Genomic DNA, 24829 nt, shown 5'->3' on the forward strand with positions numbered 1-24829 from the left:
AAAAACCAAAACAAATAGAGGACAAAATGTCAGGGCAAAATATTGCGTTTTTTGATTTTGATGGGACGATAAGCAGTGGCGATAGCCTATGGCTCTTTGTCGCGCATATTGTCGGGCGAAAAAGGCTATTTTTGGGTGTGGCTAGTCGAGTGCATATTTTGCTAGGCTACGCGCTAGGGCTTATCTCAAACACGCAGGCAAAACAGGCTTTGAGCGCGAAATTTTTCGCAAAAATCTCTGCGAGTGATTTTAGACAGCATTGCTTAGACTTCCTCCCTAAGCTAGAATCTATCTGCAAAGATTCTGCGCTAGCTCGCATAGAGTGGCATAAAAAGCGCGGAGATATAGTCGTGGTGGTGAGTGCGAGCTTTGAGGAGTATCTAGGGGTGCTATGTGAGAAGCTAGGGGTAGGGTGTATCGCTACAAAGCTAGAGGTAAAAAGCGGATTTTTAAGCGGGAGATTTGCAAGCAAAAACTGCTATGGAGCGCAAAAAGTGGAGCGCATAAGGCAAAAATATGATTTAAGCAAATATGGCGAAATCTATGTCTATGGCGATAGCAGAGGGGACAAAGAAATGCTAGGGCTTGCAAGCGATGAAGCGCATAGATTTTATAAATATTTTAAGTAGATTTTGTGTGAATTTTGCGCGTGGTAATTTCTTTGGCAAAAATTTTGCAATTCTTAGCAAGTTTTAGCAATGCTTGCAATGATACGCATTTTACTCCCATATGGATTTTAGCAAGGCGATATAGGCGGGTTGTTTGGAGTGCAAAACTTTGAAAGATTCTAGTATGTGGCAAAAGTCGCTCAAATCTAGCCCGTAGAGTTTGGCTACCTTTATGTCTAGCCGTGCTTTTAGCGTGTCATAGAGTTTTTGCGTTTGTGGGATTTCACTTTTTTGGACGCCAAATTCGTTTGCTAACTCTGCGAAATGCCCCGCGCTGTCGTTGTAGAGTTGCAATATTAGCGCGCTTCTTGCGATAAAGGCGTAGGTTTCATCGTTTTTGATTTGCTCATCGCTTGGCTGTGGCAGTGGGATTCGCTTGATATAAGTTTTATTTAAATGAATTTGCACCATTCCCCTAAATATAAAATCTACAATGAGAGAATTTAAGATTCCTAACATAAAACAAATTCGTGTGTGGCTTATATTGTTTGTGCGAATCTGTCCTGAATCTAGAATGTAAGTTTTTGGAATATGCGTCGAAAGCGTGTTTCCACCGCCTATATTTTTGGGCAAAAGGCTAAAAATGCTCGTTCGCTCATCTGTATCCCTAGCAATGTCTCTAAATCCTAGCCGAAAGTAGGCTCTGTCAAATTGTATCAATGTAGATTCAAAGGTGGCAATATTAGCCCCCTCCATTGCGTTAGGGTGGTGCAGAGGGTGGGTAGATTTGTTATTTGAAAATTTGGTATTTTTGGAATCTTTGGCGGATTTATACCCACCCCCTTTGTCCCCCTCCGCAAGGGAGGGGGAAGAAAAGGCAAGTCCCTCCCCTTGCGGGAGGGACTTAGGGTGGGGTATAAAATTCGCAAGGGAGGGGGAATTTTCTTTGTCATATTGAGGCTTTGAAAAAAGCCAAAATATCTCTATTTTTGTGCGACATTTGAGATTCTTCGCTTCGCTCAGAATGACAAGCGGACTTATAAAGCGATTCTACAAGTCGCGTGTATTCTTTATTATCAATGCCTAAATCTTGCTTTAAGCGGTAGATTTCTTTGCTTTTTAGGCGATTATCAAAGGCGTCTTTGTCTAAAAAGTAGTTTGGCGGACTAAATTCTGCGTTAAATTGGTGAATCATTTTGCCTTCAAAAAGGGGCAAATATTGTGCAGATTGCCACGAATCGCGTTGCGATTCTCGCAATGACACCCACCCCCTAGCCCCCTCCGCAAGGGAGGGGGAATCAAAGGGCGACAACTCCGCAAGGGAGTGGGAATGTTTGGAATCGCCACGCGCAAGGGAGGGGGAAGACAAGGCAAGTCCCTCCCCTTGCGGGAGGGATTTAGGGTGGGGTATAAAATTCGCAAGGGAGGGGGAATTTTCTTTGTCATATTGAGCGTTAGCGAAATATCTCTCTTGTTGTTTTGTGTTTGAGATACTTCGGGCTTCACCCTCAGTATGACAAAGTGGGGAGTCGGTATGATAAGACAATTTGTGAGTATGAGAAAATATGCGATAATGCGGGGGTAAGCAATCCGCTTCGATAAATAAATCCTTATCCGCCGTCATATGCAACTCATTGCGAAAATCCAAATAACGCGAATCAAGCGGAGCAAATTTGCCGTAAGCCTTGCCTAAAATCTCTAAATCTCTCTTACTTCGCACTTCTTGCAATGCCAAATGCGCGGGGCTTAATGCGCGAATCTGCGCTAAATCTAGCCTTATCACATTTTCGCGTTTATAAATCTCATCAATATTTGTTTTATAAAACATTGTTTGTATGGTGTGATTTTTGGGCGTGGGAGCGTTAGCCACCTGCATAAGCGCGAATTTGTAGCGTGAATCCACATCATTAAAAATCCCCTCTCTATTTTCAAAGGTATAAAAAAGGTTTAGTGTGTAGTTTGTCAAAATCTCTTTGCGCAAGTTATAACTGTTATCTTCTAGCATAAGCGCACTTGGTAGGACATAGTTTAGAGAAGCCTTTGGTGCTAAAAGGGCTAAATTGCGCTCGACAAAGAAACGAAAGAGATTCAAATCGCTACAACCTCTACTTAATGGATAATTATCCTTATAATATTCGTTGATTGTTTGCGAAAAAAGTTCTTTTTGTTCATATTCTCTGGCAATATAATTTTTATCAAGTTGATTTGTTTTAAACTCCCGCTTTTTACTTAAAATTAAAGTGCGATAGTCGCTTTTGAATTGCGGGAAAAAGTCATTATCGCTAAATTTTGTTTTGTCCCACGGCGGATTGCCTACGATGGCTTGAAAGCCATTAAATTTACCATTGCGAATCTCGGGGAACTCGATTTCGTAGTTGAAAAAGGCAAATTCTTTTGCCTTTGCGCGGGTGAAATCTGCGGCGTCTTTGTAGTCGCCCTGCGCCTCGCTTACAAGATTTTCTAGCGAATCTAGCGTGGAGAATGCTTTGGCTTGGGAGTGCGTGGCGAATTTTTGTGCGGTGAAAAAGTTGAGGTAGAGATTGAGCTTATTAAGTGTAGGCAAAATCTCATTATGATAAATGCGTTTAGACTCGGCGACTTCAGATTCAGAAGTGTCTTTGAGCGAATCAATCTCGTTATAAAGTTTGTCGAGCTCGGAGCTTATTTTGTCAAATTTGGCGAAATCTAAATAGGATTGTGCTTTAAGCATAAAATTTGTAAATTTATCGTATAATTTGCGGATTTTTATCAACAAATTTTATTGCGCTATGTTTTGAACATATTTAAAAAAGGCTTTCATAAATGACAAAAATTTTCAAATACACCAACGGCAATTTGATGAAAAATAATGTCAAAAATAAATTTGATGAATATTTCACAAAACCTGAAATTGCCAAAAAGCTGTTTGAAAAATTTTGCGAAATCGTGGGGACAAAAGAGGATTTGTCTAAATTTACTTTCATTGAGCCAAGTGTGGGTAATGGCGCGTTTTTCACACTACTCCCACACAATAAAATCGGCATTGACATAAAGCCTACTGATTTTGACACGATACAAAGCGATTTTTTAGCATACAATTTGCCAAATAATCCAAATACGCCTTTTATCGTTATCGGTAATCCACCTTTTGGGCATCGCGGAGTGCTAGCGTTAGAATTTATCAAACACGCGCAAAATGCGGATTTTGTGGCGTTTATTTTGCCTATGTTTTTTCAAAGTTTGGGTAAAGGCTCGATTCGCTACCGCGTGCCACAAAATCTGCATTTACTTTATGAAGAAACCTTGCCAAAAAATAGCTTTTATACCCCGCAGGGCAAAGACGCTGATGTGCATTGTTGCTTTCAAATTTATAGCAAAAATCACAAAACACAAAAGCGTGAATTTAGCTGGTATAAAGATAGTGGCAAAGAGCCATTTAGCGAGATTCTGCGCGTGGTAACGGTAAGCCTAGCAAAGAACCGAGAATGTGGCAAAGAGTGGATTTTTAATAAAAAAGCAGATTTTTATCTTAGCTCGACTTTTTTCAAAGAAAATGCGGTGGTAGATAGCTTTGAAAAAGTCAAATATAAAAGCGGAATAGCCATTATTTATAATGATTTATCTCGCAAAAATGAGTTAGATAGACTTTTTAAAAACGCTGATTGGTTGCGCTACTCCACAAAGGCGACAAATGGTTGCTACCATATTGGCAAGTCGCATATTTTTCAGCTTTTGGCAGATAAGGGGTTTATGAGATGAATTTAAATGAGATTTTAAAAAATTTGATTGAGGAAAAATATAACGAAATTGCGCATTTTAAACAAAACGGGATTTTTGAAAAAATCAATGATTTTGAAGCAAACGCAGTGGGGCAAGTGGGCGAAAAATTTGTCAAAATGGTGTTTGAAAATCTAGGCATAGAAATGCAAGATTTTGGTGAAGTGATACACGATGAGTTTGACATTTGCCTAATGGATGGCACAAAAATCGAAATCAAAACCGCACGAAAAGGGCTCAAAAACGACACATTTCAATTTAACGGCATAAATCCAAACTACAACTGCAAGTATATCATTTGCATAGGGCTAAGCGCGAAAGCGGCGTTTTTTAAAATCGTGAGTGGTGAAAAAATCTACAATCACAAAACACGCAAATTTTATCTCAATGTGGGCGACAAACAAAAGCAAATCGTAGCGATGAATCCGCACAATCTTGCAAATTTCAAACTCACATTAAGCCTCAAAGATTTAGAGCCATTGGAGGATTTTGAGTGGCAATTAAGGGAGATTTTTGGGTAAATTTCGTCTATTTTATGGTGTTTGTAAGACTTTCTAATTTTTATAAAAATTTTGGCTTGAAAGCGTGGAATTATCATAAAATCGCCATAATTTGCCGTTGGTAAGCAAACCAAAATCTAATTTAAGAGTGTTGAGATAGCGCAGGATTTGGAAATGCGGATTGTCTTTGATTTTGCCCGTGTCTATGGGGATATTGTAGGCTTTTGATTCTAAGATGAGCGCGATATGAGCGTTTGTGGCTTTGCGCGAGTCTTTTGGGAGAGACTCATACGCTTTTTTGTCCGCGCTCGTGGCAAAGAGCAAAAAATCTGGCTTTTCTAACTTGCCTTGAATGATTTTCTCTTCTTGGCGGATAAAATGATAACCCAAAATCTGCGCGACTTTGGCGATAAAGCTATCTTCAAATTGATGTTCGTTTTGGTTGGCAAATTTTTGCGCGTCATAGAGTTCTGTGATTTGTGTGAAAGATTGTAGCGCATCATCTTTTAGCGCGGGGAAATCGCGCACAAAATCCACGCGCAAGGCGTATTGCGTAAAAAGGTTGTTTTTTAGAAAGTAGAAATTATCTGTCGCACTCAAAAGTAATCCTTAAACATTGAAAATTACAGCAAAAACGGCAAATTACGCGCATTTGTATGCGTGATTTGTAAGCGGGGATTATACCATAATGCGCACTAAAAAAATGCGAGACAAACACAATGTTTATTTTGTGATAATAAGATTATGCCTACAAAAGCACGAAATCACATAAAATCAACGCAACATAATTTAATAAGGACGACTGCAAATGAAAAAACTCATCGCCCTGCGACTTTTATCTATCCCGCTTATCGTGCTTGTTACCTCGTTTGTGGTGTTTGTGCTACTGCGGACTTGCGGGAGCGACCCTGTGGCAAGCTACTTGCTAGCTTCACAGCTCCCGCCCACGCCGGAGATTACCGCGCAGTTGCGCGCGGATTTTGGGCTAGATAAGCCCATTTTGGTGCAATATATTGCGTGGCTAAAAGGCGCGATTAGCCTAGATTTTGGCACGAGCTATATGAGCGGGCGGAGCGTGGCTAGCGATTTTGCGCAGTTTTTGCCCGTTACGCTCGTCCTTGTGGGCTTAGGGCTCGCCCTCGTGGTGCTAGGCTCGGTGGTGTTGGGGATTTTGAGCGCGAGATTTGCCGATACGCCGCTAGATTTTGTGGTGCGGTTTTTTTGCTTTATCGGGGTTTCTATGCCAAATTTTTGGCTTGCGTTTTTGCTAATGCTCTTTTTTAGCTTGCATTTGGGCTGGCTAGCACCGCTTGGGCTAGAGGAGGGGGCAAAAGGCTTTATCCTGCCTGCGATAAGTATCTCGCTAATGTCGCTTGCCATAAACACGCGCCTAGTGCGTGCAAATATGCTCGAAGTGGCTAAGGAGCGACATATCCTCTATGCGCGCTTGCGTGGAATCCCCGAGCGCGAAATCACGGTAAAGCATATATTTTATAACGCTTCATTGCCCATCATCACGGCTATGGGAATGCACTTAGGCGAGCTTTTGGGCGCGGCGTTGGTGGTAGAAAATATCTATGCCCTACCCGGAATAGGGCTATACGCCATACAGGCAATCGCTAGCAACGACTATCCCGTAATCGAGTGCTTTTTCGTGGTGATGAGCGCGGTATTTGTCGTGTGCAACGCGGTGATAGACATTGTGTATATGGCGGTGGATAGGAGGCTAAGCAGGGCGTGAATGCAGGTAAAAAGCAATATGGATATAAATTATGAAAGGCAGTCATATCGTTAAACTTTATGATATAATCCACAATCAACCTTCAAACCTAAGGACAAGGGGATATTTGCGTGGTAACCCTAGATTCACAAGACTACAAACAGCATTCGTATAGGGAATTTTCTAAGATTCATCAAATGACTGCGTATTTGGCAATGTTTCCACCAAATTTGCCACATTATTTCATAAAGAGATTTTCAAAAGCGGGGGATTTGGTGTTTGACCCATTTTCTGGGCGAGGGACTACGGCTTTTGAAGCGTGCAGAATGGGTAGAGTGGGAATCGGCAATGATTTAAACCCGCTTGCCGTATGCCTTACAAAAAGCAAAGTGAATATCCCTGCAAAAAAGCAAAACATTTTTAAAAGACTACAAGAACTTGAAACACAATATAAGCAATCAAATATAAGCATTAAGGGCATTTCAAGCGATATTAAAATGCTCTATGATGAAAAAACGACTTTACCTCAGCTTGTGTTTTTAAAGCAAAATCTTAGCAAAAAGCACAAAGTGGATAATTTTATTTTAGGAATCTTAACAGGACTTATGCACGGCAAACATAGAAAAGATGGGACTTCGATTTATTGCAGTATTGATATGCCAAATACTTTTAGTATGTCGCCAAATTATGTGCGAAATTTTATCAAATCTCACAAACTTACAAAACCAAAGCAAAATGTTTTTGCACTTTTAGCGCAACGAATCAAAGATATTTTGCAAGAGCAAGAAACAGCATTAAAAGATTTATCACACTACACAAAGGGGCATTGTTTAAAATCTGACGCGCTTGATAGCAGTGCTAAAATTGCCAAAAAATATGGTGCAGATTCTATCTCGCTTATCATTACTTCGCCACCATATTTGAAAAATATCCATTATGGCAAGTATAATTGGATTAGGCTTTGGTTACTTGATGAGGATACAAAGCAAGTTGATAGCAATGTCAGCATTTATCACAAAACACAAAAAATCAAAGGTATAAAGGATAATTTGCCCTTTGAAAAATATGCCACATATATGCAAAACCTCTTTAATAGTTGGGACACAATCTTAAAGCCAAAATCTAGCGCGTTTGTAGTGATTGGCGATGTTGAGGAGCAAAACCTTGCGCGTGATACTTGGGAATATATAGTGCAAAATGGTGGTTGTAAGCTGAAACTAAGGCAAATTATAGATGATGATATAGAATGCAATGGTGCAAGGAAAGTTACGCGAATATGGGGACAAAAAAAGGGTAAAGCCACCAAAATCGATAGAATCTTGTGGCTACAAAAGGAGTAAAAATGCAAAATTTATTTGATGAAGCGCATAAAAAAGAAATTGCCAAGACAAAAGAGCAATTTTTTGAAGCAATCAAAAATGATGAAAATTTCGTGGGGTATTTGTATGATTTAAACTACGACACGACAAATGTTTTAGTCAATGACTATTTTAAAAATGATGTTAGTGGTGTCCCGCACGGCTGTTTTTTGGTGGCAATTTATACTAATGAAGTCGCTGGTGGTAAAACAGAGGGGATTTTGCTCCGCGTGATAGGCGTAGCAGACATTCCACAAAAAAAGGAAATTATCGAGAGCATTACTGATGCACATATCTCTAAAAAAGAATCCAAAAGAGACATTGAACCAGATGCTTACACAAAGGTTTTTTATCAGTGGAATGGGCTTAGTTGTCGTGTGCTTGGGACATTTTTCTTTGATAGCGATAAAAAACTTTGTTTTGGCACAGATATGGAAAATTTCATAGGAGCGCATAATTACAAAGTCTATAAACCACAGAAAAACGAGCTAAATATTATCATCAACGAAAATATTGAGATAAAAGAAAATGAGCCACGAGAACAATTTGGCAAACTGCGCTACTCATCTAGCAAGTCTTATGATGAGGAGGGCAAATACGCCCCACAAGTCTATCTTAGGACAAATGATATAATTGCAAGGCGTAGCGCATTTTTTGGAATGACTAGAATGGGAAAATCTAATACTATTAAAATCATCATTTCAGCCATAGAATCTCTAAATCAAAACAAAAGTGCTGATGATAAAATAGGACAAATTGTCTTTGACATAAACGGCGAATACACTTTTAGCAATGAGCAGGATAAAGGTTCGATTTATGAGAAATTTAAGGACAATGTTGTGCGTTTTAGCACTTCGCTCAAAAAAGCACAACAACATAGCGATGTCAAAGCCGTGCAATATAATTTCTACAAAGATGAGACTTTGGAGGAATCGTTTAATTTGCTGTGTGATGAACTTGCGCTAATCAAAACAGCAGATTATTTTAAGGATTTTAGAAGTATTGATATGTTTGATGATAGCGATGATAGAGAGGCAAAAAGTGCTAGAGATAGAAAAAGAGCGATATATAAATGTATCTTATATATGGCAAGATTTGAGCAAAACGCTGATTATAAGATAAGGTTTTATAGATTTACTTTGCAAGATTCTGCTAGAGATAAGCAAGACAAAGAAGAACATAAACCTCACGATGGCATAAGCATAAAAGAGGCTTGTGCGTATTTTGAGAATCTAGATTTTAATGAGGTAAGTGATAAATACAAACAGGATAAACAATACGAGGCTTTATTAAAGGTATTTAAAGCTAAAAGCGTGAGTGGATATAGGGCGTTAATAGATTTAAGGACTTTGCATTCTTTGCAGGGCGGTAATGACTACAAACAAGAAATTGATAAAGCACTAAGAAATGGCAAAATCGTGCTTGTAGACTTATCCACCGCCTCAAGTGAAACACAAGAAAAATACATTGAGCGACTGTGTCGCTATATCTTTGGCAATTCTATGGAAAAATTTACTAATGAGGAAACCCCTGATTTTATCCAAATGTATTTTGAGGAAGCGCACAATATTTTTCCCAAAGATGACAAGGATTTAAAAAATATCTATAACCGCCTTGCCAAAGAGGGGGCGAAACTAAAAATTGGCATTAGCTACTCTACACAAGAAGTTAGCTCTATCGCTCCAAGTATCCTTAAAAACACCCAAAATTGGTTTATCTCACACTTAAACAACAAAGATGAGGTAAAAACGCTAGAAAAATATTATGATTTTGCTGACTTTGCACAAAGCATTATCCGCAATAGCGATGTGGGCTTTGCGCGAGTGAAACTTTTTTCTAATAATTTCATTATCCCTGTGCAAATTGATGAGTTTAAAATTTAAAGGCTTTAAGTATGGGATATAGTAAAGAAAAAGCCTCAAAAAGCGGACATCAACACATTATTCAAAATGAACTCGTGCAAGATTTTTTGCAAAAATGTGAAAAAGTGGGCTATGATGATACGATAGAAGCAGACTATGAGGGCAAAATAACGCCATTAGATGACATTAAAGACAAGGTTAATGTTGATATAAAATGGATTGTAACTGCTGATGGTGGCTACCAAGAAGTCAATATCAATAAAAATTTTCCCTCACATACGCTTTGTTTTTATAATGTCGGCATTCTGTCGTTTAAAACAGAAGATTTATTCAAACTAGAAAATCAACAAACCATAAACCCTGATGATTTGGGCAAACTAAAAGAACCTAGAATGTTTTCTTTTGTCGTGCCTATGCAAAATATCAAACTCAAAGGCTATGATTTTAAAACAAGTGTGCGAAAAGCTATTTTTGAGATTTTTAGGGACAATCAGCTTGGCGATAAAGACGGGGACTCCAAAAATTCACTCCTTAATACAATGAAATGGCTTGTTTTTAGAGAATATAGCGATAAAAATGGTGTAATGAATATAGTTTGCCCGAATCGTTGTGGCGAAATGTTGCACTTTAAAAGACAAACGGATAATTATTTAGATGAGAAAAATGATTTTATTCAATGTAGTTGCGGACATACCGCTTATATCACAGATTGCTTTCAACTTCACGATGTGGTAGATGAGATAAATGGTGCTGGTGGAATCGCCTCATATATAATGAGTGCTTTTGAAATGGTGCTATTGCTTGGTATGTTTCGCTTTTTTATGGAAAACAATAGCCAAAAGATTTTAAGCGAGATTTTATTTATTAAAGATGGACCTTTAGCCCTTTTTAGCAAATTAGATGATTTTGCCTTTAAGGTGATTCGCCCATTTATGCAGTTTATGTATGAAAAATCGTTAAGCGAAAAAGTAAGCTATATAAACTTTGTTGGGTTAGATAAAAGCGGAATGTTTGTCGAGCACCTAAAAAACACCGAATCTAAAATCACTAAAAATAGTATCGTGCTACCAAATCTTGCCTATATCAAACGATTTATCACAGGCGATAATCAATCTGTATTTGGCGAAAATACTTACTTTGGGATAAAAATGCTAATAAGAGGCGATGAAAATCTCTCTTTTGTGCTTGATGTTGCTGTGCCTTTTGGGCTAGATACTTTATACAAAGACTACATAAACAATCCAAAAATTACAGATTTTCTCTCACTAAAAAGTATCCTTGAAATTCTTTTTAGACTAAAATGTGATTTATATCAAAACGCTACACCTATGGCATTTGTGCCTATCGCGCTCATAAATAAACTTGTCTCAATTTCAAATGTCCCAAGCAAGAAAATCCTAACAATCTTTTCAAAGGATAGGGTGAAATAATATGGCAACCCACCAACCCACCACAAAATCTACCGTAGTTTCACGCCCCTACAAAACCCCCACAAACCTCCACAAAAAAACCCCAAACCCCACGCACCCAAAATCCATAAAAAGATTATCCCTACTTGGCAGATGCGCCCTCTTCGCGCTTATAGTCATTATCGCGTGCGCGCTTATCTTGCCATTTTTTACGCCTTATGCCCCTGAGGCTATGGATTTAGACGCGATTTTAGCCCCCGCTTCAAGCGCGCATATTTTAGGCACGGATTATTTGGGGCGCGATATTTACACGAGGCTTATTTATGGCGCGAGGCTCTCGCTCTGCTCTGTCGCGCTTATCCTCGCGCTTGTGTTGGCACTTGGCATAGGCATAGGCTCTCTAGCGGGCTTTGTAGGCGGGCGCATAGATAACGCCATAATGCGCATCTGCGATATATTCCTCAGTATGCCAACGGCGATTTTATCGCTACTCTTTATCACTATTTTGGGCGCGGGGCTAGCAAATGTCATCATCGCCATCGCGCTTACGCATTGGGCGTGGTATGCGCGAATCGTCCGCGCTCTGGTGCTAAGCCTAAAATCCAAAGAATATGTCCTGCTCTCTCGCGTGTATGGCGCGAGCGCGACTCAAAGCTACAAGCGCAATATGCTAACCCCCATATTTAGCCAATGCCTAGTCCTCGCCACAATGGATATAGGGCATTTTATGCTTCACATTGCGGGGCTTTCGTTTTTGGGCTTAGGCGTGCAAGCCCCACAGGCAGAATGGGGCGTAATGCTAAGCGAGGCAAAGGAGTATATGTGGAGCAACCCTGAGTTGCTACTTTACCCCGGGCTAGCACTTTTTGTGTGCGTGGCAGTATGCAATGTCGTGGGGGATAGTTTGAGAGACTATCTTGATGTGAATGTGTATGGGCATTAGGCGTTGTGCTTATTGTTGGTTGAGGCAATTTGTATTTGGATATGCAATGCGATAAGATTTTGGATTTTTCGGAATGTTAGCAGACTTGGTGTCCGTGCATTCCAAAAAGTCCAAAAAACTTACACAGCCATACCGCAACTTCTTCGATTGTAATTACACAGTGTAGAATCTAGGGCGATGATTTTGCTTAAAATACCCTTGATTTGTCATTGCGAGAATCTACAAAGAGTAGCGAAGCAGATTTGTGGCAATCCACATTCTTGGCATATAGATTTTACTTTGGTATAATCTACATTTTGCGAGAAAATCAACTTTATAAAGTGCAGTGTAGCAAGGCAGGAAATGACAAAAACTATCTCTAAATCAATCAAACACGACAAAAATTTGCCTTTGAGAAAGATATTTTTGGGCGATGTGTTTGACTTTTTAGATTCTTTGCCAAAATCTTGCGTGGATTTGGCTATCATCGACCCACCTTATAATTTGAAAGTCGCTAGCTGGGATACTTTCGCAAGTCAAAGTGCGTTTTTAGATTTTAGCTATGCGTGGATAGACGCGCTTTTGCCAAAGCTAAAGCCCACAGGCAGTTTTTATATTTTTAACACACCTTATAATTGCGCGCTATTTTTGCATTATTTGCGGGGCAAGGCACATTTTCAAAACTTCATCTGCTGGCATAAAAAAGACGGGCTAAGTGCGAGTAAGAGGCGATATAATAGCAATCAAGAGAGCATTTTATTTTATACGATGAGCGCGAAAAATTACTATTTTGATTGCGAGAGTATTCGTGTGCCATATCATTCTACGCAACGCATAGAGCACGCAAGCAAAAAGGGAATCCTAAAAAACGGCAAAAGGTGGTATCCAAATCCAAATGGCAAGCTCTGCCCTGATGTGTGGGAAATCGTAAGCACACGGCACAAAAACAAAATCAATGGCAAAGTAGTCAAACAAAATCACCCAACCCCAAAGCCCCGCGAAATGATAGAGCGAATGATAAAGGCTTCAAGCAAAGAGGGCGATTTGGTGTTAGATTTATTTAGTGGCACGGGCATTACTAGCCTTGTAGCGCAGGAATTAGGGCGAGAGTTTATCGGCTGTGAGGCAAACGGGGAGTATTTGGATTGTGGATTGGAAGTAGCGTTAGACGATAAAAATTACCAAACAACCCAAAGTCAAACTTTGCTATAATCACAGTTTGATTTTAATAGCAAAGGCGAAGTATTGAAACAATATATCGATTTATTTGCAGGTGTGGGTGGATTTCATTTTGCATTAGCACAAAGTGATAAAACGCAATGTGTGTTTGCAAGTGAGATTGACAAAAACGCGCAACAAACTTACGCGCTAAATTTCCCCACTACGCCGCTTTTTGGCGACATTACGCAAGATTGCACACAACGCGCGATTCCACAAGATTTTGATATGTTGTGCGCTGGGTTTCCTTGTCAAGCATTTAGCGTGGCTGGGTATCAAAAAGGCTTTGCTGATTCGCGTGGGACGCTGTTTTTTGAAGTTGAAAAAATCGCTAAAAAGCACAAGCCAAAAGTAATCTTTTTAGAAAATGTCAAAAACCTAAAAAACCACGACAAAGGGCAGACTTTTGCCACTATCAAAACAGCGTTGCAAAATTTGGGCTATGCAATCTATGATGAAGTGCTAAACTCCGCTACTCACGCAAATATCCCACAAAACAGAGAGCGAATCTTTATCGTGGCGTTTGATAAAGCCCAAGTGCCAAAGTATGCTAAATTTGCTTTTCCAAAGCCTATCAAACTCACAAAAACCATTCATAATTGCATTGATTGCAAAAAACAAGATGACAAATTTTACTATACGCCAAAAAGTCAGTATTACGCGTGGCTTAAAGAAGCGGTGGTAAAAAAAGATACGATTTATCAGCTCCGCCGAATCTATGTGCGTGAAAACAAATCAAATCTTTGCCCCACGCTGACTGCAAATATGGGCACAGGTGGGCATAATGTGCCAATCATTAAAGATGATTTTGGGATTCGCAAACTAACCCCGCGCGAATGTTTTAATTTTCAAGGCTACCCAAAATCTTTCAAACTCCCCAATTTGTCAGATTCAAAGCTCTACATTCAAGCAGGAAATTCGATTACCTTGCCTTTGGTGAAGCGCATTGATTTTAATAAAAAAGCAAAGAGAGACAAATTATGAGCCAAAAGCACGAAAATTATGAATTGCTAAACTTGCTAGGCTATGGACTTGCAAAGTTTGATAATGATTTTATCAAAGAATTTGGGTGCAAAACAAAGACAGAATTTTTTAATTTTTTCGTGGATAATGGCATTGTAAAAACCGCAAGTGTGGTAAAAAATCGAATGGATTTGTTTGATTATTTTTTCCCGCAAAATCCGCGCAAAGGCTGGTGGCAAAAGGGTGATGCCTATATCCACCGCAAACATTTGATTGATTCTCTTTTTGGCGATGAAAATGTCGCTGGATTTGCAAATATCATAAAACTTATGTTAAAAAAGGAATATCGCATTGAATTAGCCCACAAAGTAAGCCCGTTGCTTGAATCTAAATTTAAAAAAATGCAAAGCACAGGGCTTGAAGCGGAGCTATATTTTTTGCATAATTTTAATGAAATTGAGATTTTACAAAATGGCAAAATCACAGACGCTAGGCTCTATGGCGATGGCTATGACTTTTTTGTGGAGACTAGCAAAAATGAGTTTTTGTGCGAGGTAAAGGGAATACGAGAATCTAGCGGTGGTATAAGACTAACGCAAAATGAATTTGAAAAGGCAAAAGAATTTAGTGATTGCTATTTGCTTGTGGCGGTTATGAATCTGCAAAACTCTCCACAATTTAAAAGCATTCTAAATCCGCTTGAATCGCTAGAATTTACTGAAAAGATTTTGCACCAAAAAACAATCAAAGAATATCATTTGGTGGGGAGTTTGGCAGTATGAGATTGAAACTAAAACAAGGTGAGTTAGCCACGCTAGAAAAGCTAGAAAATTTAGGCTTTGATAGCGTGGTGGTTGAGAAGCAAGAGAGCTTACGGGGCGAAAAAGTCTATCGCATTGACATAATGCCACTAGATTCGTATCAGCACTTTATCGAATCTAAAAATGTGTCAAATGATATTAGCGTAGAGAAAAGATAAATGCAATGTTTGCAGGGAGCGGGACGACTTTGAAAGTCGCAAAAGAGCTAAAACGCAACTTTGTGGGCTATGAAATCTATCCGCATTATAAATCCGTGATAGAGGAAAAGCTCGGCAATCATAAAGCCTCTTTACGCAAAATTATTTAGGATTTTTCAAAATCATTTTGAGTATTGTGGCAAGTGAAGCAGTTTTAAAATTTAAAGGCAAAAAATGAGAGAATCTGTAAAATCTTACGCTATACAGGATTTGACACAAAGCACGACTAACGCAAGCACACTTGAGTTGCGCAATCTTACCATTGCCAATGGCGATAAGATTTTGCTTGAAAATGTGGGCTTTGAAATCATCGCAGGGCGCACGACCGCGCTTATGGGGAAAAGTGGCAGTGGCAAAAGTTTGTCCGCGCTTGCCCTCCAAGACGCGCTCCCTAGCAATCTCACGCGCTTAAGTGGCGAAGTGGTGCTAAATGGCAAAATCTTAGACAAAAGCGAAATCCGCGCAAATCGAGGCAAACTCATCGCCACTATCTTGCAAAATCCGCGCACCTGCTTTAACCCGCTACTATCGATGAAAAGCCATATTGCTGAGTCGCTATGCGCGTTTCATAAGCCATTTTTGCAAGACAAAGTAGAGGCGACACTGCGCGAAGTGGGGCTACAATCTAGCGTGCTAGACAACTACGGCTTTGAGCTAAGCGGGGGAATGCTCCAGCGCGTGATGATAGCCATAGCACTGCTTAGCGGGGCAAGATTCTTCATCGCTGATGAGGCGACTACGGATTTGGATATGGTGGTGGAGGATAAGATTTTGCGACTTTTGAGGGATTTGCAGGCGAGCAGGGGGCTTGGGATTTTGCTGATAAGCCACGATAGGCGGGTGGTGGAGATGATGGCAGATAAAGTCTATGAAATAGGCAATTCGTCTTTGGGTATGCAATGCGATAAGATTTTGGATTTTTCGGAATGCACGGACGAGCAGTCCGCTAACATTCCAAAAAATCCAAAAAACTTACACAGCCACACCGCACCCAACGGGTTGCGAGCGGAGCGAAGCAAAAATACTAGAATTGTAGATTCTTACTCGAAGGATTTTAGCGAAAATGGCAAGGATTTTTGTCATACTGAGGCTTTAGCCGAAGTATCCAAGACAACTTCTCGCAATAAAGAGATATTTCGCTTCGCTCAATATGACAACAAGAAAATAGATTGCCACGATTTTGCTACGCAAAATCTCGCAATGACAACAAAATCCAAAATCTCACAAAATGCCCTCATCGCGCATAATGTAAGCAAATCTTACGCCCGCTATACGCTCTTTGGTAAGCGACAAAAACGCGTGCTTAGCAATGTGTCGTTACGCGTGGGAGCGGGCGAGTGTGTGGCATTGCTTGGAGCTAGTGGCTCTGGCAAATCCACGCTAGCGCGGGTGCTAAGTGTGTTAGAGAGTGTGGATAATGTAGATTCTAGAATGTGCAAAGATAGCGAGGGGCAATATGGCGCGAAATCTCGCACAAAAAATGAAACACAAAGCACTGCAAAAAAAATAAATCAAAAATATACCCACCCCCTAGCCCCCTCCGCAAGGGAGGGGGGAAATATGGATTCACACACACACGCAACTACGCATTTGCACGCGGGAATCTACCTCAATGGCGAGCGCGTAGAATCTAAAGTCTTAGCAAATCCTAGCGCGCAAAAGAAGTTTTATAAGCAAGTCCAAATTTTGTTTCAAGACCCTATAAGCTCGCTAAATCCGCGATTAACACTGCGGGAGAGCTTAAGCGAGCCATTGCAAAACTTGCTAGGCGTGTATGAAGCGCGCGAGCAAGAAGAGAGGATTTTGCCCCTGCTAGCGCGATTGCGTCTAGAATCTCGCCTGCTAGATTATTACCCCGCTATGCTCTCTGGTGGGCAGGCGAGCAGATTTTGCCTTGCTAGGGCGTTGCTCGTGCGCCCAAAATATGTGCTTTTAGATGAGGTAACCTCTGGGCTAGATTTTGCGCTTGAGCGCGAGATTTTGGGGATTTTGCAAGAATGGCAAAGTAAAATGGGTTTGGGGATTTTGCTTATCACGCATAGCGTGGAGCTAGCGCGGAGGTGGTGTGAGCGAATCTACATAATGCAAAATGGCGAGATAGTGGAGGAAGCGCGCGGAGATGAGCCATTTAGCAGTGATTTTGGAGCGGAGCTAGATAGGATTGTGGATTTTAGTGCTACGCACGGTTAAGGTTTAGCAAATGCGAATCCATACGCAAAAAATGGCAATAAACGCGAACTATGCAGGGCGATTTTGTGGCGCGCTTTGCATTGAATGCGGATTGGGTTAATATAATATTGGATTTGTGTGGCGTTGGTATAATGCTAGAATTTTTGATTTTGGCAGAAAACTAAGGAGTTTGAAATGACACCAAAACAAGACCACATAGAGCAATTTTTCAATAACTCATATTTACACTTATTGTGGCAATAATGCGGAGAAAAATTAAGCGAAATGACAAAGGTTTTTGAGGAAATTTATAGATTACTTAATAATATAAACGCAAAGGAAGATGATATATTAAACAATACTCAAATCCACATTAAGTAATTAAAATGTGGCTTAGAGTATGATGCACACGATGAAAAACAAGTATATTATTCGTTCAAGAATGTTAGAGACGAAATTTGTGAGCGATTCTTAAATTATTTTCTACTTCGCTTACGCTCGTAGCTTTGCAAGAATTTTAGATATTAGAGCGGTAAAAATTGCAAAAATTTGTCATATTTTACATTGAGGTTTTGCCAAAACCGAAATATCTCTATTTATTGCGTATTTTTAGATACTTCGCTCGTTTCACTCGCTTAGTATGACAAGCGTTGTCGTCATTGCTAGCAAAAGCGACTTTGTCAAAAGTAGCATTTGCGTGGTAATCTTTTTATTAGTGTTTGTCAAAAGCGTGTTTTGACATTTTGTAGCGATATATCGCCACGATTCTAGCCTTTTTGACAAAAGCCTAGAATCTCGCAATGACAACATAAACGCAGATTCTGTGATTTGGCGCAAAACTCGCAGAATCTCATTTCGTAAAATCTACTACAAATCTCACCCTTTATTTTCAAGCAATTCTTGCCATTTTTGGATTACCACAGATTGTGAGAATTTTTCACTTACAAGCTGTTTAGATTCTGCGCCAAAGTTAGAGCGCAAATTTTCATCACTCATTAGCGCAATTAAATGCTTTGCATAACCCTCCAAGTCATTATCGCTCACCAAATAGCCACTTTTATTATGCGCGATAATATCGTTAGGTCCTGTGGCGATGTCAAAGGCGATACAAGGCAAGCCGTAGCTAGAAGCCTCCACAAGCACCATAGGGAATCCCTCAAAGTGCGAACTCATCGCATAGATACTCGCCCCCAAATATTCGCGCTCGATTTCTTTGGTAAATGGCTTTATGATTATAGAATCTTGCAAGTTTAGGGATTTGATTTTGGATTCTATTTCGCTTTTTAGGACGCCATCGCCTACGATTGCGAGTTTCCACTCGGCTAGATTTTCTTTGTCATTGCGAGATTTTACGGCAGTAAAATCGTGGCAATCTATGTTTGCGGAATCAAACCCACCCCCTGTATCCCCCTCCGCAAGGGAGGGGGATATTACGCCGTCATTGCGAGATTCGGCAACGCCGAATCGTGACAATCTATTAGGGAGGCTCTGCACTTTTGCTGAATCACTTACCTGCAACGAATCTGCATTGATTTGCTTTTCTATCATTGATTCACTTTGTCTTTTTAAGTTGCTTGATTTGGATTGCTTCGTTGCACTCGCTTCGCTTCGTGCGCCTCGCAATGACAAATCAGAAGATTCACGATTCGCATTAGAATTTGCAATCCTCTCTTGCACTATTTTCCAAATATCAATCAATCGCAAAAAGCCTTTTTGGTCGCCATTATCCATTCGTCCCACGCTTAGCACCGCGTTTTGCGCGTAGTTTGTGCTTTTTTGCGGGATTTGTGGGATAAAGTTTGGGATTACACGCACATTTTTATGATAGCGTTGCCAAGTGGGCAACTCACGCGATGATAGCACGACAAGCGTGTCAAAATAGTGCAGTTTGCGCCTTGCCTTTTTAGGGGCACTCAAATGCCACAGGCGCACAAATAACGGCTTAAAATCCCGCTTTTTAGGCGCAAAAAGCGGGATAAACCACCCATCATTTGCTAGCACAATGTCGGCGTTTGTTTGCCTTGCGATTTTGTGCGTTTTTAGGCAAAAAAGGACGCGCAAAATGCTTTTGTGAAAAAGGGTGATAAGCGGATTTTTGGATTTTGCTTTTGTGTCGCAAAGATAGACGCAAGAAATGCGCGAATCAAGCGGATAAATGGGCGTTTTGTGTGTGCGAAAAAAGCTAATGATTTGCACTTCATAACCCAGATTTTGCGCAAAGGCATTTGCGAGATTTGCGCCCACGCGCTCCCCACCACCGCCCTCTGTAATGTCTTTTAGTGTGATTAGGATTTTCATTTGAAGTGTAAAAAGCCAAAGGATTAGTTTGCAGATATGTGGGGCAAAAATTCTAATTTCTCAAAGCTTTTTAGTGCGGGGGCAAGGGTTTTTTTGTTTGCATTTAATAGTTCTAAAAGCTGACTTTTTGCCACCTGCATAAGCGCGTATTCTAGGCTTTTGGCGTCATTTTCTTCGATTAACGCGCTTAAAAAAAGCACTCTCTCTTCATCGCTTTTTAAATAATTGCATTCCTCAAAATCTCTAAATTTTTTCATCTTTATACTCCTCTAAAATCACCTTTGCTTTGGTAATATCGCGCTTTTGCGTGTCTTTGTCGCCACCTAGCAGTAGCACCACGCCATCAAGTAAAGCGTAATAGATTCTTGTGCCACTGCGATTAAAAAAGCGCAATTCTTTTAGCTCATTATCAATCACTTTAAAATCGCCAAAATGTCCATAAAGTCGTATCCTAGCAAGTCTTTGGTAGATTTGCTTTTTTGTGGCATTATCTGCCAAAGATTCAAACCAATGGCTAAATTCCGCGCTTTCTATGATTTTCATAATGGATTATACTTTATTTTTCTTTAGTTTTTTGCATTTTGGTGAGATTTGTCATTTTGGCGATTTTCATAGATTTTTATGTATTTAGAAAAAGTCCCAAGCGCATTGCATAGGCTTATCACAAAGCCTTTGTAGCCATAAAATATGCCTTTGCGAAAAAAGTAATCGCGCACAAAGCAAAAAAACCCGTGAATAAATGCTTTTAGCGGGGTTGAGTGCTTGCTTGCGTGTTCTTTGGCGTATAGTGTGGAGTATTTTTGCACTTTTTCAAAGATTTGCGCGATTCCACTGCACGCATAATGTTTGATATGCCCTTGCAAGCGAATCTTTTGTGCGTTTGGCGGGATTATCACACTCTCATGCACAATGTTTTCATTAAAGCGCGTGAAGTTTTTATTAAAGATTCGCCATACAAAGTCCGGACTCCACCCGCACGCCTTTATCCACTCGCCTTTATAGAGATTTTTGCGCGAGATGGCGTAGATATTTTGGGGCTGCAAATTTAGGGCTTTGATTGCGTTTAACGCGCTAGATTCTAGCACTTCATCAGAATCTAGACTTAAAATCCACTCGTTTTTGGCATAGCTCACACAGAGATTTTTTAGCGCACCAAAGCCGATAAACTCGCTTTGTTTGATTTGCAAACGCCCATAAGTCGCGTTAAAATCCTGCGCGATTTGCAGTGTAGCGTCCGTGCTTCCATTATCGAGCAAGATGATTTCATCAAATTCTTTTAGCGATTCTAAGCACTCTTTTAGCGTGGCTTGGGCATTTTTTACGATAATGCAGACTGAGATTTTAGCGGGGTTATTCATTTGTCCTCCGTCAAAGTAAAATCAAAAAAACTTAAAAAAACGCATTATACAAAAATATGCAAAATACAATAGATTTGCCAAAATCTAAACCAAACACAAAATAAAATAAGCAACAAAACAAGTAAAAAAGGAATAAATTTTGCTAAATTTTGCGATAGCGTATAGCGAGCATAAGTGATAAAAATATGTCGTTTGAAAAAATCCAAAAATCCCCCAAAGGAGCATTCACAATGAAAAAAAGCCCAAACATATCAAATCCAAAATACACAAAATACACGCAACAAAAACTACGCACAAAAGCATACACAAAATGGGGTATTTTTGTTGCGTTTATCCCTGCTTTTTTGGGATTTTTTGGGCTATGTAGTTTGCTAAGTTTATGTGTGGCTTACGCTCCGCAGATTGATTTTAACCCACCTGATTATGTCGAAGAAATGCCTAGCAAGGAGTTTTTGCCCGCTCCTGCTCAAGCAGGAAGTCTTTTTGGGCAGGGCGAGCGTCCGTTGTTTGCGGATAGACGGGCTATGCGTCCAAATGATTTAATCACCATAAATATCGATGAAAACTCCACCGCCTCACTCTCTAGCTCCAAAAACTACACTTCCACTAGCAATGGACAAACAAACGCCCCCGTGCTAAACTATAACGGCACAGATGAGGAAGTCGCTAAAGATACCCAAGAGCTAAACAACACCACAAACTATTCACTGCAAAAAACTACGGATAATTCGACATTTAACGGCAGTGGCGCACAAAGTCGCAATGACGCGCTAAAATTTTTTATCACTGCTAGAATCCTAAAAGTCCTAGAAAATGGCAACTACTTTGTCTATGGGCATAATGAAGTCCTAATCGATGGCGAAAAACGGCTAGTAACCATAAGTGGCGTAATCCGCCCCTATGATATAGCTAGGGACAATACGATTTCATCAAAATATATTTCAGACTCTAAAATCTCATATCTAAGCGTGGGCTCTATCGGGCAGACAAACCACAAAAAAGACGGCTCACAAGCGGTAGAAAATGAGTTTCCTTTTTAGGTAGTTTTGGGGTTTTATTTTGTAGATTTTGGTTTGTGGATTTTATTTTGCGGTTTATGGTGCGAGATTTTGGATAAGATTTTGGAAAATACTTTTAAAAATCATAAACCTATTTGCATTATCCCTGCTAGAGGCGGTAGCAAGCGAATCCCGCACAAAAATATCAAAAACTTTTGTGGCAAACCTATCATCGCTTATTCGATACAAAATGCTCTAAAATCTAATCTATTTTCTAGCCAACATTCTTCGCATTGTTCGCATTTCTCACACTTACCACATTTTTCACACCAAAATCCACCACACAAAAACATATCTTTGCAAGCCTTGCAAAAAGCCACTTTTGCGCAAAATCCCCCCCAAAATCAAAGCCAAAATCCATTTATAATCGTTAGCACCGATGATAAAAAAATCGCTAAAATCGCTAAACAATACGGGGCGTCCGTGCCTTTTATGCGCCCTAGCAATCTAGCAAACGACACCACCGCGACACTTCCTGTGGTGGCACACGCGCTAGATTTTTTGCGCGATTTTGGAGGGGATTTGGGGGTGGAGATTTGCGAGCAAACGCCTGTGTGCGTGCTATATCCTACCGCGCCGCTTATTGATTTTAGGCATATTGTGAGAAGTTTTGAGATATTTTTGAATGCTAGCAAGAAAACGGGGTGTGAATATGTGTTTTTTGCAAATGAGCTAGCAAAAAATCCTCTGCGTGGCTTTGTGCTAGAATCTAAAATGGATTTAGCAGGGGGTTTAGGCGATAATTTTGGAGCGGATTTTATGAGGGGTTTTAGGGCGGATTTTTGCGATGATTTTGATAAGGATTTTTTGGGGGAGTTTGAAGAGGATTTTGGGCAAGATTTGACTGCGGATTTTAGCACAAAAATTGGGAAGCCAAAAATGCTTTTTAAGCAATATGAGGGCGTGCGCTCGCAGGATTTGCCACGCGTATATGTCGATGCGGGCGTGCTTTATTGGGGTAGGGCTAGCACTTTTTGTGCGCAAAAACCCATTTTTTCTAGCCACTCACTTGCTATCACGCTAGATTCTAACCACGCACAAGACATAGACACCATTAGTGATTGGAATCTAGCAAAGGCGAAATTTTTAGCATTGCAAAAAGCTACAAAAGCAAAAAATACACAAAATACCAAAAATGACTAGCAAAAAACAATCATCACAAATTCATTGCGCAATCTTAACTAGCTTTGGGGGGAAAGCAGGTGGCGGGCATTTGCACCGAGTGCAAAAAATAAAAACAATGCTTCAAAAATATCTTGCTTCTTGTGATAAAAATGTGGATTTTGTAATGCTAAATAGCGAGGAAAAAGGACAAAAAAAATGGACTTCTTTGAGTGAATTTCGCGCTATTATCGCTAAATACGCATTTATCATCATCGATAGCTATGAGCTAAAATCTAAGCATTTTAAAGCCCTACTAAAAAGGCAAAACGCTAATAAAGTTTTGATACTTGATGATAGGGCTAGGTTTTTAGATTTTGCATATAAACGATTTGCAAAAAAAATGTGTGCAAAAAATCCGCAAAAAATAGTAGATTTTACAAACGCGCTAAGGGGCATATTTGTGCTAAATAGCGGGTTATCTAGTGAGAATCTTTTGAGGGATTTTGAAAACAAGCTAGCAAAAAAAACAGCAAAAAAAATCAATAATTTGCGCACAAAAAAATGCGCTATAAATGCCACGCCTAATCGCTTAGATTTTGGTTTAGATTTTGCTATTTTGAGTGATTTTCTCACAAATAATGTCTTTTATGGCTCAAAGTTTTTTATCAAAAATGCAGATTTTGATTTTGCAAAAAATAAAACAAAAAAGCGACTTATAAAGCCTCATATCAAAGATATGTTAATCACATTTGGTGCGTGCGATAAACAAAACTACACACAACAAATATCAAATATGCTACATAAGATTATCTCGCAAGATAAAAATCTAGCTAGCATTTTAGATTCTAGTATTTGCCTACATATCATTTTGGGCGGGTTTTATCCACATATTTTTAAGCCAAAATCTAGTATGGCAAAATCTAATCCAAAATCTAGCGTGTCAAACCAACGCATAAAAATCACTTACAAAATCTACCAAAATATCCCTTCAAAAGATTTTGCTAGAGTGATGAGAGAGTGCGACATAGCAATAAGTGCTGGGGGGCAGAGCCTCTATGAGCTAGCACAAAGCGCGCTTCCATTTATCATTATCCCAACTGCTAGTAATCAACTAGCACAATCTAGCGCGTTTGCCAAAAAAACAGGGGCGTTTTTGCTAAAAACTCATACTAACGCAAAAAATCATAAGATTTTCCACCAAAATCTAGCCAAAGCATTATCACGCCTTAGCCAAAAAAAGCGTGCAAAAATAAGCCAAAATCTAGCAAAACTAGAGCTAGGAAAATCCGCTAGCGACATAGCTCATAGATTTTTGGGATAAATATTTATGCTAATGCTATTTGGATTTTGATAGGCAATATTCTCTAAAGTTTTTTCAAAGCCTAAGCACAAAATCTTGCCCAAATTTTTACCAAAATTTTTACTAAAGTTGCGATATTCTCAAAAATCGCCTACGCGTAGCATTGCCACACAACTATCATTGCAAAAACTTAAAATTTACAAAAAGT

Annotated in this window: 24 protein-coding genes and 2 pseudogenes; 18 read left to right on the plus strand and 8 right to left on the minus strand. The window is 39.7% G+C overall.

Features of this window, described 5'->3' with window-relative positions; all coding sequences use genetic code 11:
* Positions 1 to 26 precede the first annotated feature (26 nt).
* Complete coding sequence (locus tag ACWIX0_RS02900) at positions 27 to 629, plus strand: HAD-IB family hydrolase (RefSeq protein WP_454171801.1); 603 nt, start codon at positions 27 to 29, stop codon at positions 627 to 629.
* Between the two features lie 90 nt (positions 630 to 719).
* On the opposite strand, the gene ACWIX0_RS02905 is transcribed toward ACWIX0_RS02900, so the two are convergent.
* The gene (locus ACWIX0_RS02905) at positions 720 to 1364 is read right to left on the minus strand and encodes a hypothetical protein (protein ID WP_454171803.1); all 645 of its coding nucleotides are present in this window, start codon (positions 1362 to 1364) and stop codon (positions 720 to 722) included.
* Here ACWIX0_RS02905 and ACWIX0_RS02910 point away from each other — a divergent pair.
* Positions 1342 to 1566 (plus strand): hypothetical protein, encoded by a 225-nt coding sequence (locus tag ACWIX0_RS02910; RefSeq protein WP_454171804.1) that lies wholly within the window; start codon positions 1342 to 1344, stop codon positions 1564 to 1566. The genes ACWIX0_RS02905 and ACWIX0_RS02910 overlap by 23 nt on opposite strands.
* On the opposite strand, the gene ACWIX0_RS02915 is transcribed toward ACWIX0_RS02910, so the two are convergent.
* A complete protein-coding gene (locus tag ACWIX0_RS02915) occupies positions 1558 to 3318 on the minus strand; it encodes an Eco57I restriction-modification methylase domain-containing protein (protein WP_454171806.1) in 1761 nt (586 codons plus the stop codon). The two genes, ACWIX0_RS02910 and ACWIX0_RS02915, sit on opposite strands and share 9 nt — an antisense overlap.
* Before the next feature lie 92 nt (positions 3319 to 3410).
* On the opposite strand from ACWIX0_RS02915, the gene ACWIX0_RS02920 reads away from it, so the two are divergent.
* Both ACWIX0_RS02920 and ACWIX0_RS02925 read left to right on the plus strand, forming a co-directional pair.
* Complete coding sequence (locus tag ACWIX0_RS02920; RefSeq protein WP_454171808.1) at positions 3411 to 4346, plus strand: SAM-dependent methyltransferase; 936 nt, start codon at positions 3411 to 3413, stop codon at positions 4344 to 4346.
* Positions 4343 to 4885, plus strand: coding sequence for a restriction endonuclease (locus tag ACWIX0_RS02925; RefSeq protein ID WP_454171809.1), 543 nt, complete (start codon positions 4343 to 4345; stop codon positions 4883 to 4885). Before ACWIX0_RS02920 ends, ACWIX0_RS02925 begins: the two co-directional genes overlap by 4 nt.
* Positions 4886 to 4918: 33 nt before the next feature.
* Here the strand turns inward: ACWIX0_RS02925 and ACWIX0_RS02930 are convergent, their stop codons facing one another.
* Positions 4919 to 5464, minus strand: a complete 546-nt coding sequence (locus ACWIX0_RS02930) for a hypothetical protein (protein WP_454171811.1) — start codon at positions 5462 to 5464, stop codon at positions 4919 to 4921.
* Positions 5465 to 5672: 208 nt separating this feature from the next.
* On the opposite strand from ACWIX0_RS02930, the gene ACWIX0_RS02935 reads away from it, so the two are divergent.
* From ACWIX0_RS02935 to ACWIX0_RS02985, 11 genes and pseudogenes are all read left to right on the plus strand, one after another.
* Positions 5673 to 6605 (plus strand): ABC transporter permease subunit, encoded by a 933-nt coding sequence (locus ACWIX0_RS02935; RefSeq protein WP_454171813.1) that lies wholly within the window; start codon positions 5673 to 5675, stop codon positions 6603 to 6605.
* 110 nt (positions 6606 to 6715) lie between these two features.
* Complete coding sequence (locus ACWIX0_RS02940) at positions 6716 to 7924, plus strand: DNA methyltransferase (protein ID WP_454170249.1); 1209 nt, start codon at positions 6716 to 6718, stop codon at positions 7922 to 7924.
* 2 nt (positions 7925 to 7926) lie between these two features.
* Positions 7927 to 9825: an ATP-binding protein gene (locus tag ACWIX0_RS02945; protein ID WP_454170247.1), complete on the plus strand. Its 1899-nt coding sequence runs from the start codon at positions 7927 to 7929 to the stop codon at positions 9823 to 9825.
* A gap of 11 nt (positions 9826 to 9836) precedes the next feature.
* Positions 9837 to 11234, plus strand: coding sequence for a DNA double-strand break repair nuclease NurA (locus tag ACWIX0_RS02950; protein WP_454170245.1), 1398 nt, complete (start codon positions 9837 to 9839; stop codon positions 11232 to 11234).
* 1 nt (position 11235) lies between these two features.
* The gene (gene nikC / locus ACWIX0_RS02955; protein WP_454171814.1) at positions 11236 to 12156 is read left to right on the plus strand and encodes a nickel ABC transporter permease subunit NikC; all 921 of its coding nucleotides are present in this window, start codon (positions 11236 to 11238) and stop codon (positions 12154 to 12156) included.
* Between the two features lie 384 nt (positions 12157 to 12540).
* Positions 12541 to 13347 carry a DNA-methyltransferase gene (locus tag ACWIX0_RS02960; protein ID WP_454171888.1) on the plus strand — a complete coding sequence of 269 codons (807 nt, stop codon included), beginning with the start codon at positions 12541 to 12543 and terminating at the stop codon, positions 13345 to 13347.
* A 33-nt stretch (positions 13348 to 13380) separates the two neighbouring features.
* A complete protein-coding gene (dcm, locus tag ACWIX0_RS02965) occupies positions 13381 to 14337 on the plus strand; it encodes a DNA (cytosine-5-)-methyltransferase (protein ID WP_454171816.1) in 957 nt (318 codons plus the stop codon).
* Complete coding sequence (locus ACWIX0_RS02970) at positions 14334 to 15098, plus strand: DUF3883 domain-containing protein (RefSeq protein WP_454171818.1); 765 nt, start codon at positions 14334 to 14336, stop codon at positions 15096 to 15098. The genes dcm and ACWIX0_RS02970 overlap by 4 nt, the downstream gene beginning before the upstream one ends.
* Positions 15095 to 15295: a hypothetical protein gene (locus ACWIX0_RS02975; RefSeq protein ID WP_454171820.1), complete on the plus strand. Its 201-nt coding sequence runs from the start codon at positions 15095 to 15097 to the stop codon at positions 15293 to 15295. Before ACWIX0_RS02970 ends, ACWIX0_RS02975 begins: the two co-directional genes overlap by 4 nt.
* 8 nt (positions 15296 to 15303) lie before the next feature.
* Positions 15304 to 15444, plus strand: a pseudogene (locus ACWIX0_RS02980) (DNA methyltransferase); the annotation flags it as partial.
* Positions 15445 to 15508: 64 nt separating this feature from the next.
* Positions 15509 to 17524, plus strand: a complete 2016-nt coding sequence (locus ACWIX0_RS02985) for an ABC transporter ATP-binding protein (RefSeq protein ID WP_454171822.1) — start codon at positions 15509 to 15511, stop codon at positions 17522 to 17524.
* A gap of 606 nt (positions 17525 to 18130) precedes the next feature.
* Here ACWIX0_RS02985 and ACWIX0_RS02990 read toward each other — a convergent pair.
* From ACWIX0_RS02990 to ACWIX0_RS03010, 5 genes and pseudogenes are all read right to left on the minus strand, one after another.
* A complete protein-coding gene (locus ACWIX0_RS02990) occupies positions 18131 to 18340 on the minus strand; it encodes a hypothetical protein (RefSeq protein WP_454171824.1) in 210 nt (69 codons plus the stop codon).
* A gap of 39 nt (positions 18341 to 18379) precedes the next feature.
* Entirely contained in the window at positions 18380 to 19801 is a 1422-nt protein-coding gene (locus ACWIX0_RS02995; protein WP_454171826.1) for a glycosyltransferase family 4 protein, read from the minus strand.
* Positions 19802 to 19824: 23 nt separating this feature from the next.
* Positions 19825 to 20058, minus strand: a complete 234-nt coding sequence (locus ACWIX0_RS03000) for a hypothetical protein (protein ID WP_454171827.1) — start codon at positions 20056 to 20058, stop codon at positions 19825 to 19827.
* Complete coding sequence (locus tag ACWIX0_RS03005; RefSeq protein WP_454171828.1) at positions 20045 to 20344, minus strand: type II toxin-antitoxin system RelE/ParE family toxin; 300 nt, start codon at positions 20342 to 20344, stop codon at positions 20045 to 20047. The genes ACWIX0_RS03000 and ACWIX0_RS03005 overlap by 14 nt, the downstream gene beginning before the upstream one ends.
* 65 nt (positions 20345 to 20409) lie before the next feature.
* Positions 20410 to 21159, minus strand: a pseudogene (locus ACWIX0_RS03010) (glycosyltransferase family 2 protein); the annotation flags it as partial.
* Positions 21160 to 21389: 230 nt separating this feature from the next.
* Between ACWIX0_RS03010 and flgH the strand changes: the two are divergent.
* The 3 genes from flgH (at position 21390) to ACWIX0_RS03025 (ending at position 24642) form a co-directional block, all read left to right on the plus strand.
* Positions 21390 to 22199: a flagellar basal body L-ring protein FlgH gene (gene flgH / locus ACWIX0_RS03015; RefSeq protein ID WP_454171830.1), complete on the plus strand. Its 810-nt coding sequence runs from the start codon at positions 21390 to 21392 to the stop codon at positions 22197 to 22199.
* 111 nt (positions 22200 to 22310) lie between these two features.
* On the plus strand, positions 22311 to 23360 hold the full coding sequence (locus ACWIX0_RS03020; RefSeq protein WP_454171890.1) for a cytidylyltransferase domain-containing protein: 1050 nt from the start codon (positions 22311 to 22313) through the stop codon (positions 23358 to 23360).
* Entirely contained in the window at positions 23353 to 24642 is a 1290-nt protein-coding gene (locus ACWIX0_RS03025; protein ID WP_454171831.1) for a glycosyltransferase, read from the plus strand. Before ACWIX0_RS03020 ends, ACWIX0_RS03025 begins: the two co-directional genes overlap by 8 nt.
* Positions 24643 to 24829 lie beyond the last annotated feature (187 nt).

Source organism: Helicobacter sp. T3_23-1059, from assembly GCF_053654515.1.

Excerpts from the sequence above, each read along its gene's own strand:
- ACWIX0_RS02900 (WP_454171801.1), top strand. The coding sequence starts at position 27 with ATGTCAGGGCAAAATATTGCGTTTTTTGATTTTGATGGGACGATAAGC.
- ACWIX0_RS02905 (WP_454171803.1), bottom strand. The coding sequence starts at position 1,364 with ATGGAGGGGGCTAATATTGCCACCTTTGAATCTACATTGATACAATTT.
- ACWIX0_RS02915 (WP_454171806.1), bottom strand. The coding sequence starts at position 3,318 with ATGCTTAAAGCACAATCCTATTTAGATTTCGCCAAATTTGACAAAATA.
- ACWIX0_RS02920 (WP_454171808.1), top strand. The coding sequence starts at position 3,411 with ATGACAAAAATTTTCAAATACACCAACGGCAATTTGATGAAAAATAAT.
- ACWIX0_RS02925 (WP_454171809.1), top strand. The coding sequence starts at position 4,343 with ATGAATTTAAATGAGATTTTAAAAAATTTGATTGAGGAAAAATATAAC.
- ACWIX0_RS02935 (WP_454171813.1), top strand. The coding sequence starts at position 5,673 with ATGAAAAAACTCATCGCCCTGCGACTTTTATCTATCCCGCTTATCGTG.
- ACWIX0_RS02945 (WP_454170247.1), top strand. The coding sequence starts at position 7,927 with ATGCAAAATTTATTTGATGAAGCGCATAAAAAAGAAATTGCCAAGACA.
- ACWIX0_RS02950 (WP_454170245.1), top strand. The coding sequence starts at position 9,837 with ATGGGATATAGTAAAGAAAAAGCCTCAAAAAGCGGACATCAACACATT.
- nikC (WP_454171814.1), top strand. The coding sequence starts at position 11,236 with ATGGCAACCCACCAACCCACCACAAAATCTACCGTAGTTTCACGCCCC.
- ACWIX0_RS02970 (WP_454171818.1), top strand. The coding sequence starts at position 14,334 with ATGAGCCAAAAGCACGAAAATTATGAATTGCTAAACTTGCTAGGCTAT.
- ACWIX0_RS02975 (WP_454171820.1), top strand. The coding sequence starts at position 15,095 with ATGAGATTGAAACTAAAACAAGGTGAGTTAGCCACGCTAGAAAAGCTA.
- ACWIX0_RS02985 (WP_454171822.1), top strand. The coding sequence starts at position 15,509 with ATGAGAGAATCTGTAAAATCTTACGCTATACAGGATTTGACACAAAGC.
- ACWIX0_RS02995 (WP_454171826.1), bottom strand. The coding sequence starts at position 19,801 with ATGAAAATCCTAATCACACTAAAAGACATTACAGAGGGCGGTGGTGGG.
- ACWIX0_RS03000 (WP_454171827.1), bottom strand. The coding sequence starts at position 20,058 with ATGAAAAAATTTAGAGATTTTGAGGAATGCAATTATTTAAAAAGCGAT.
- ACWIX0_RS03005 (WP_454171828.1), bottom strand. The coding sequence starts at position 20,344 with ATGAAAATCATAGAAAGCGCGGAATTTAGCCATTGGTTTGAATCTTTG.
- flgH (WP_454171830.1), top strand. The coding sequence starts at position 21,390 with ATGAAAAAAAGCCCAAACATATCAAATCCAAAATACACAAAATACACG.
- ACWIX0_RS03025 (WP_454171831.1), top strand. The coding sequence starts at position 23,353 with ATGACTAGCAAAAAACAATCATCACAAATTCATTGCGCAATCTTAACT.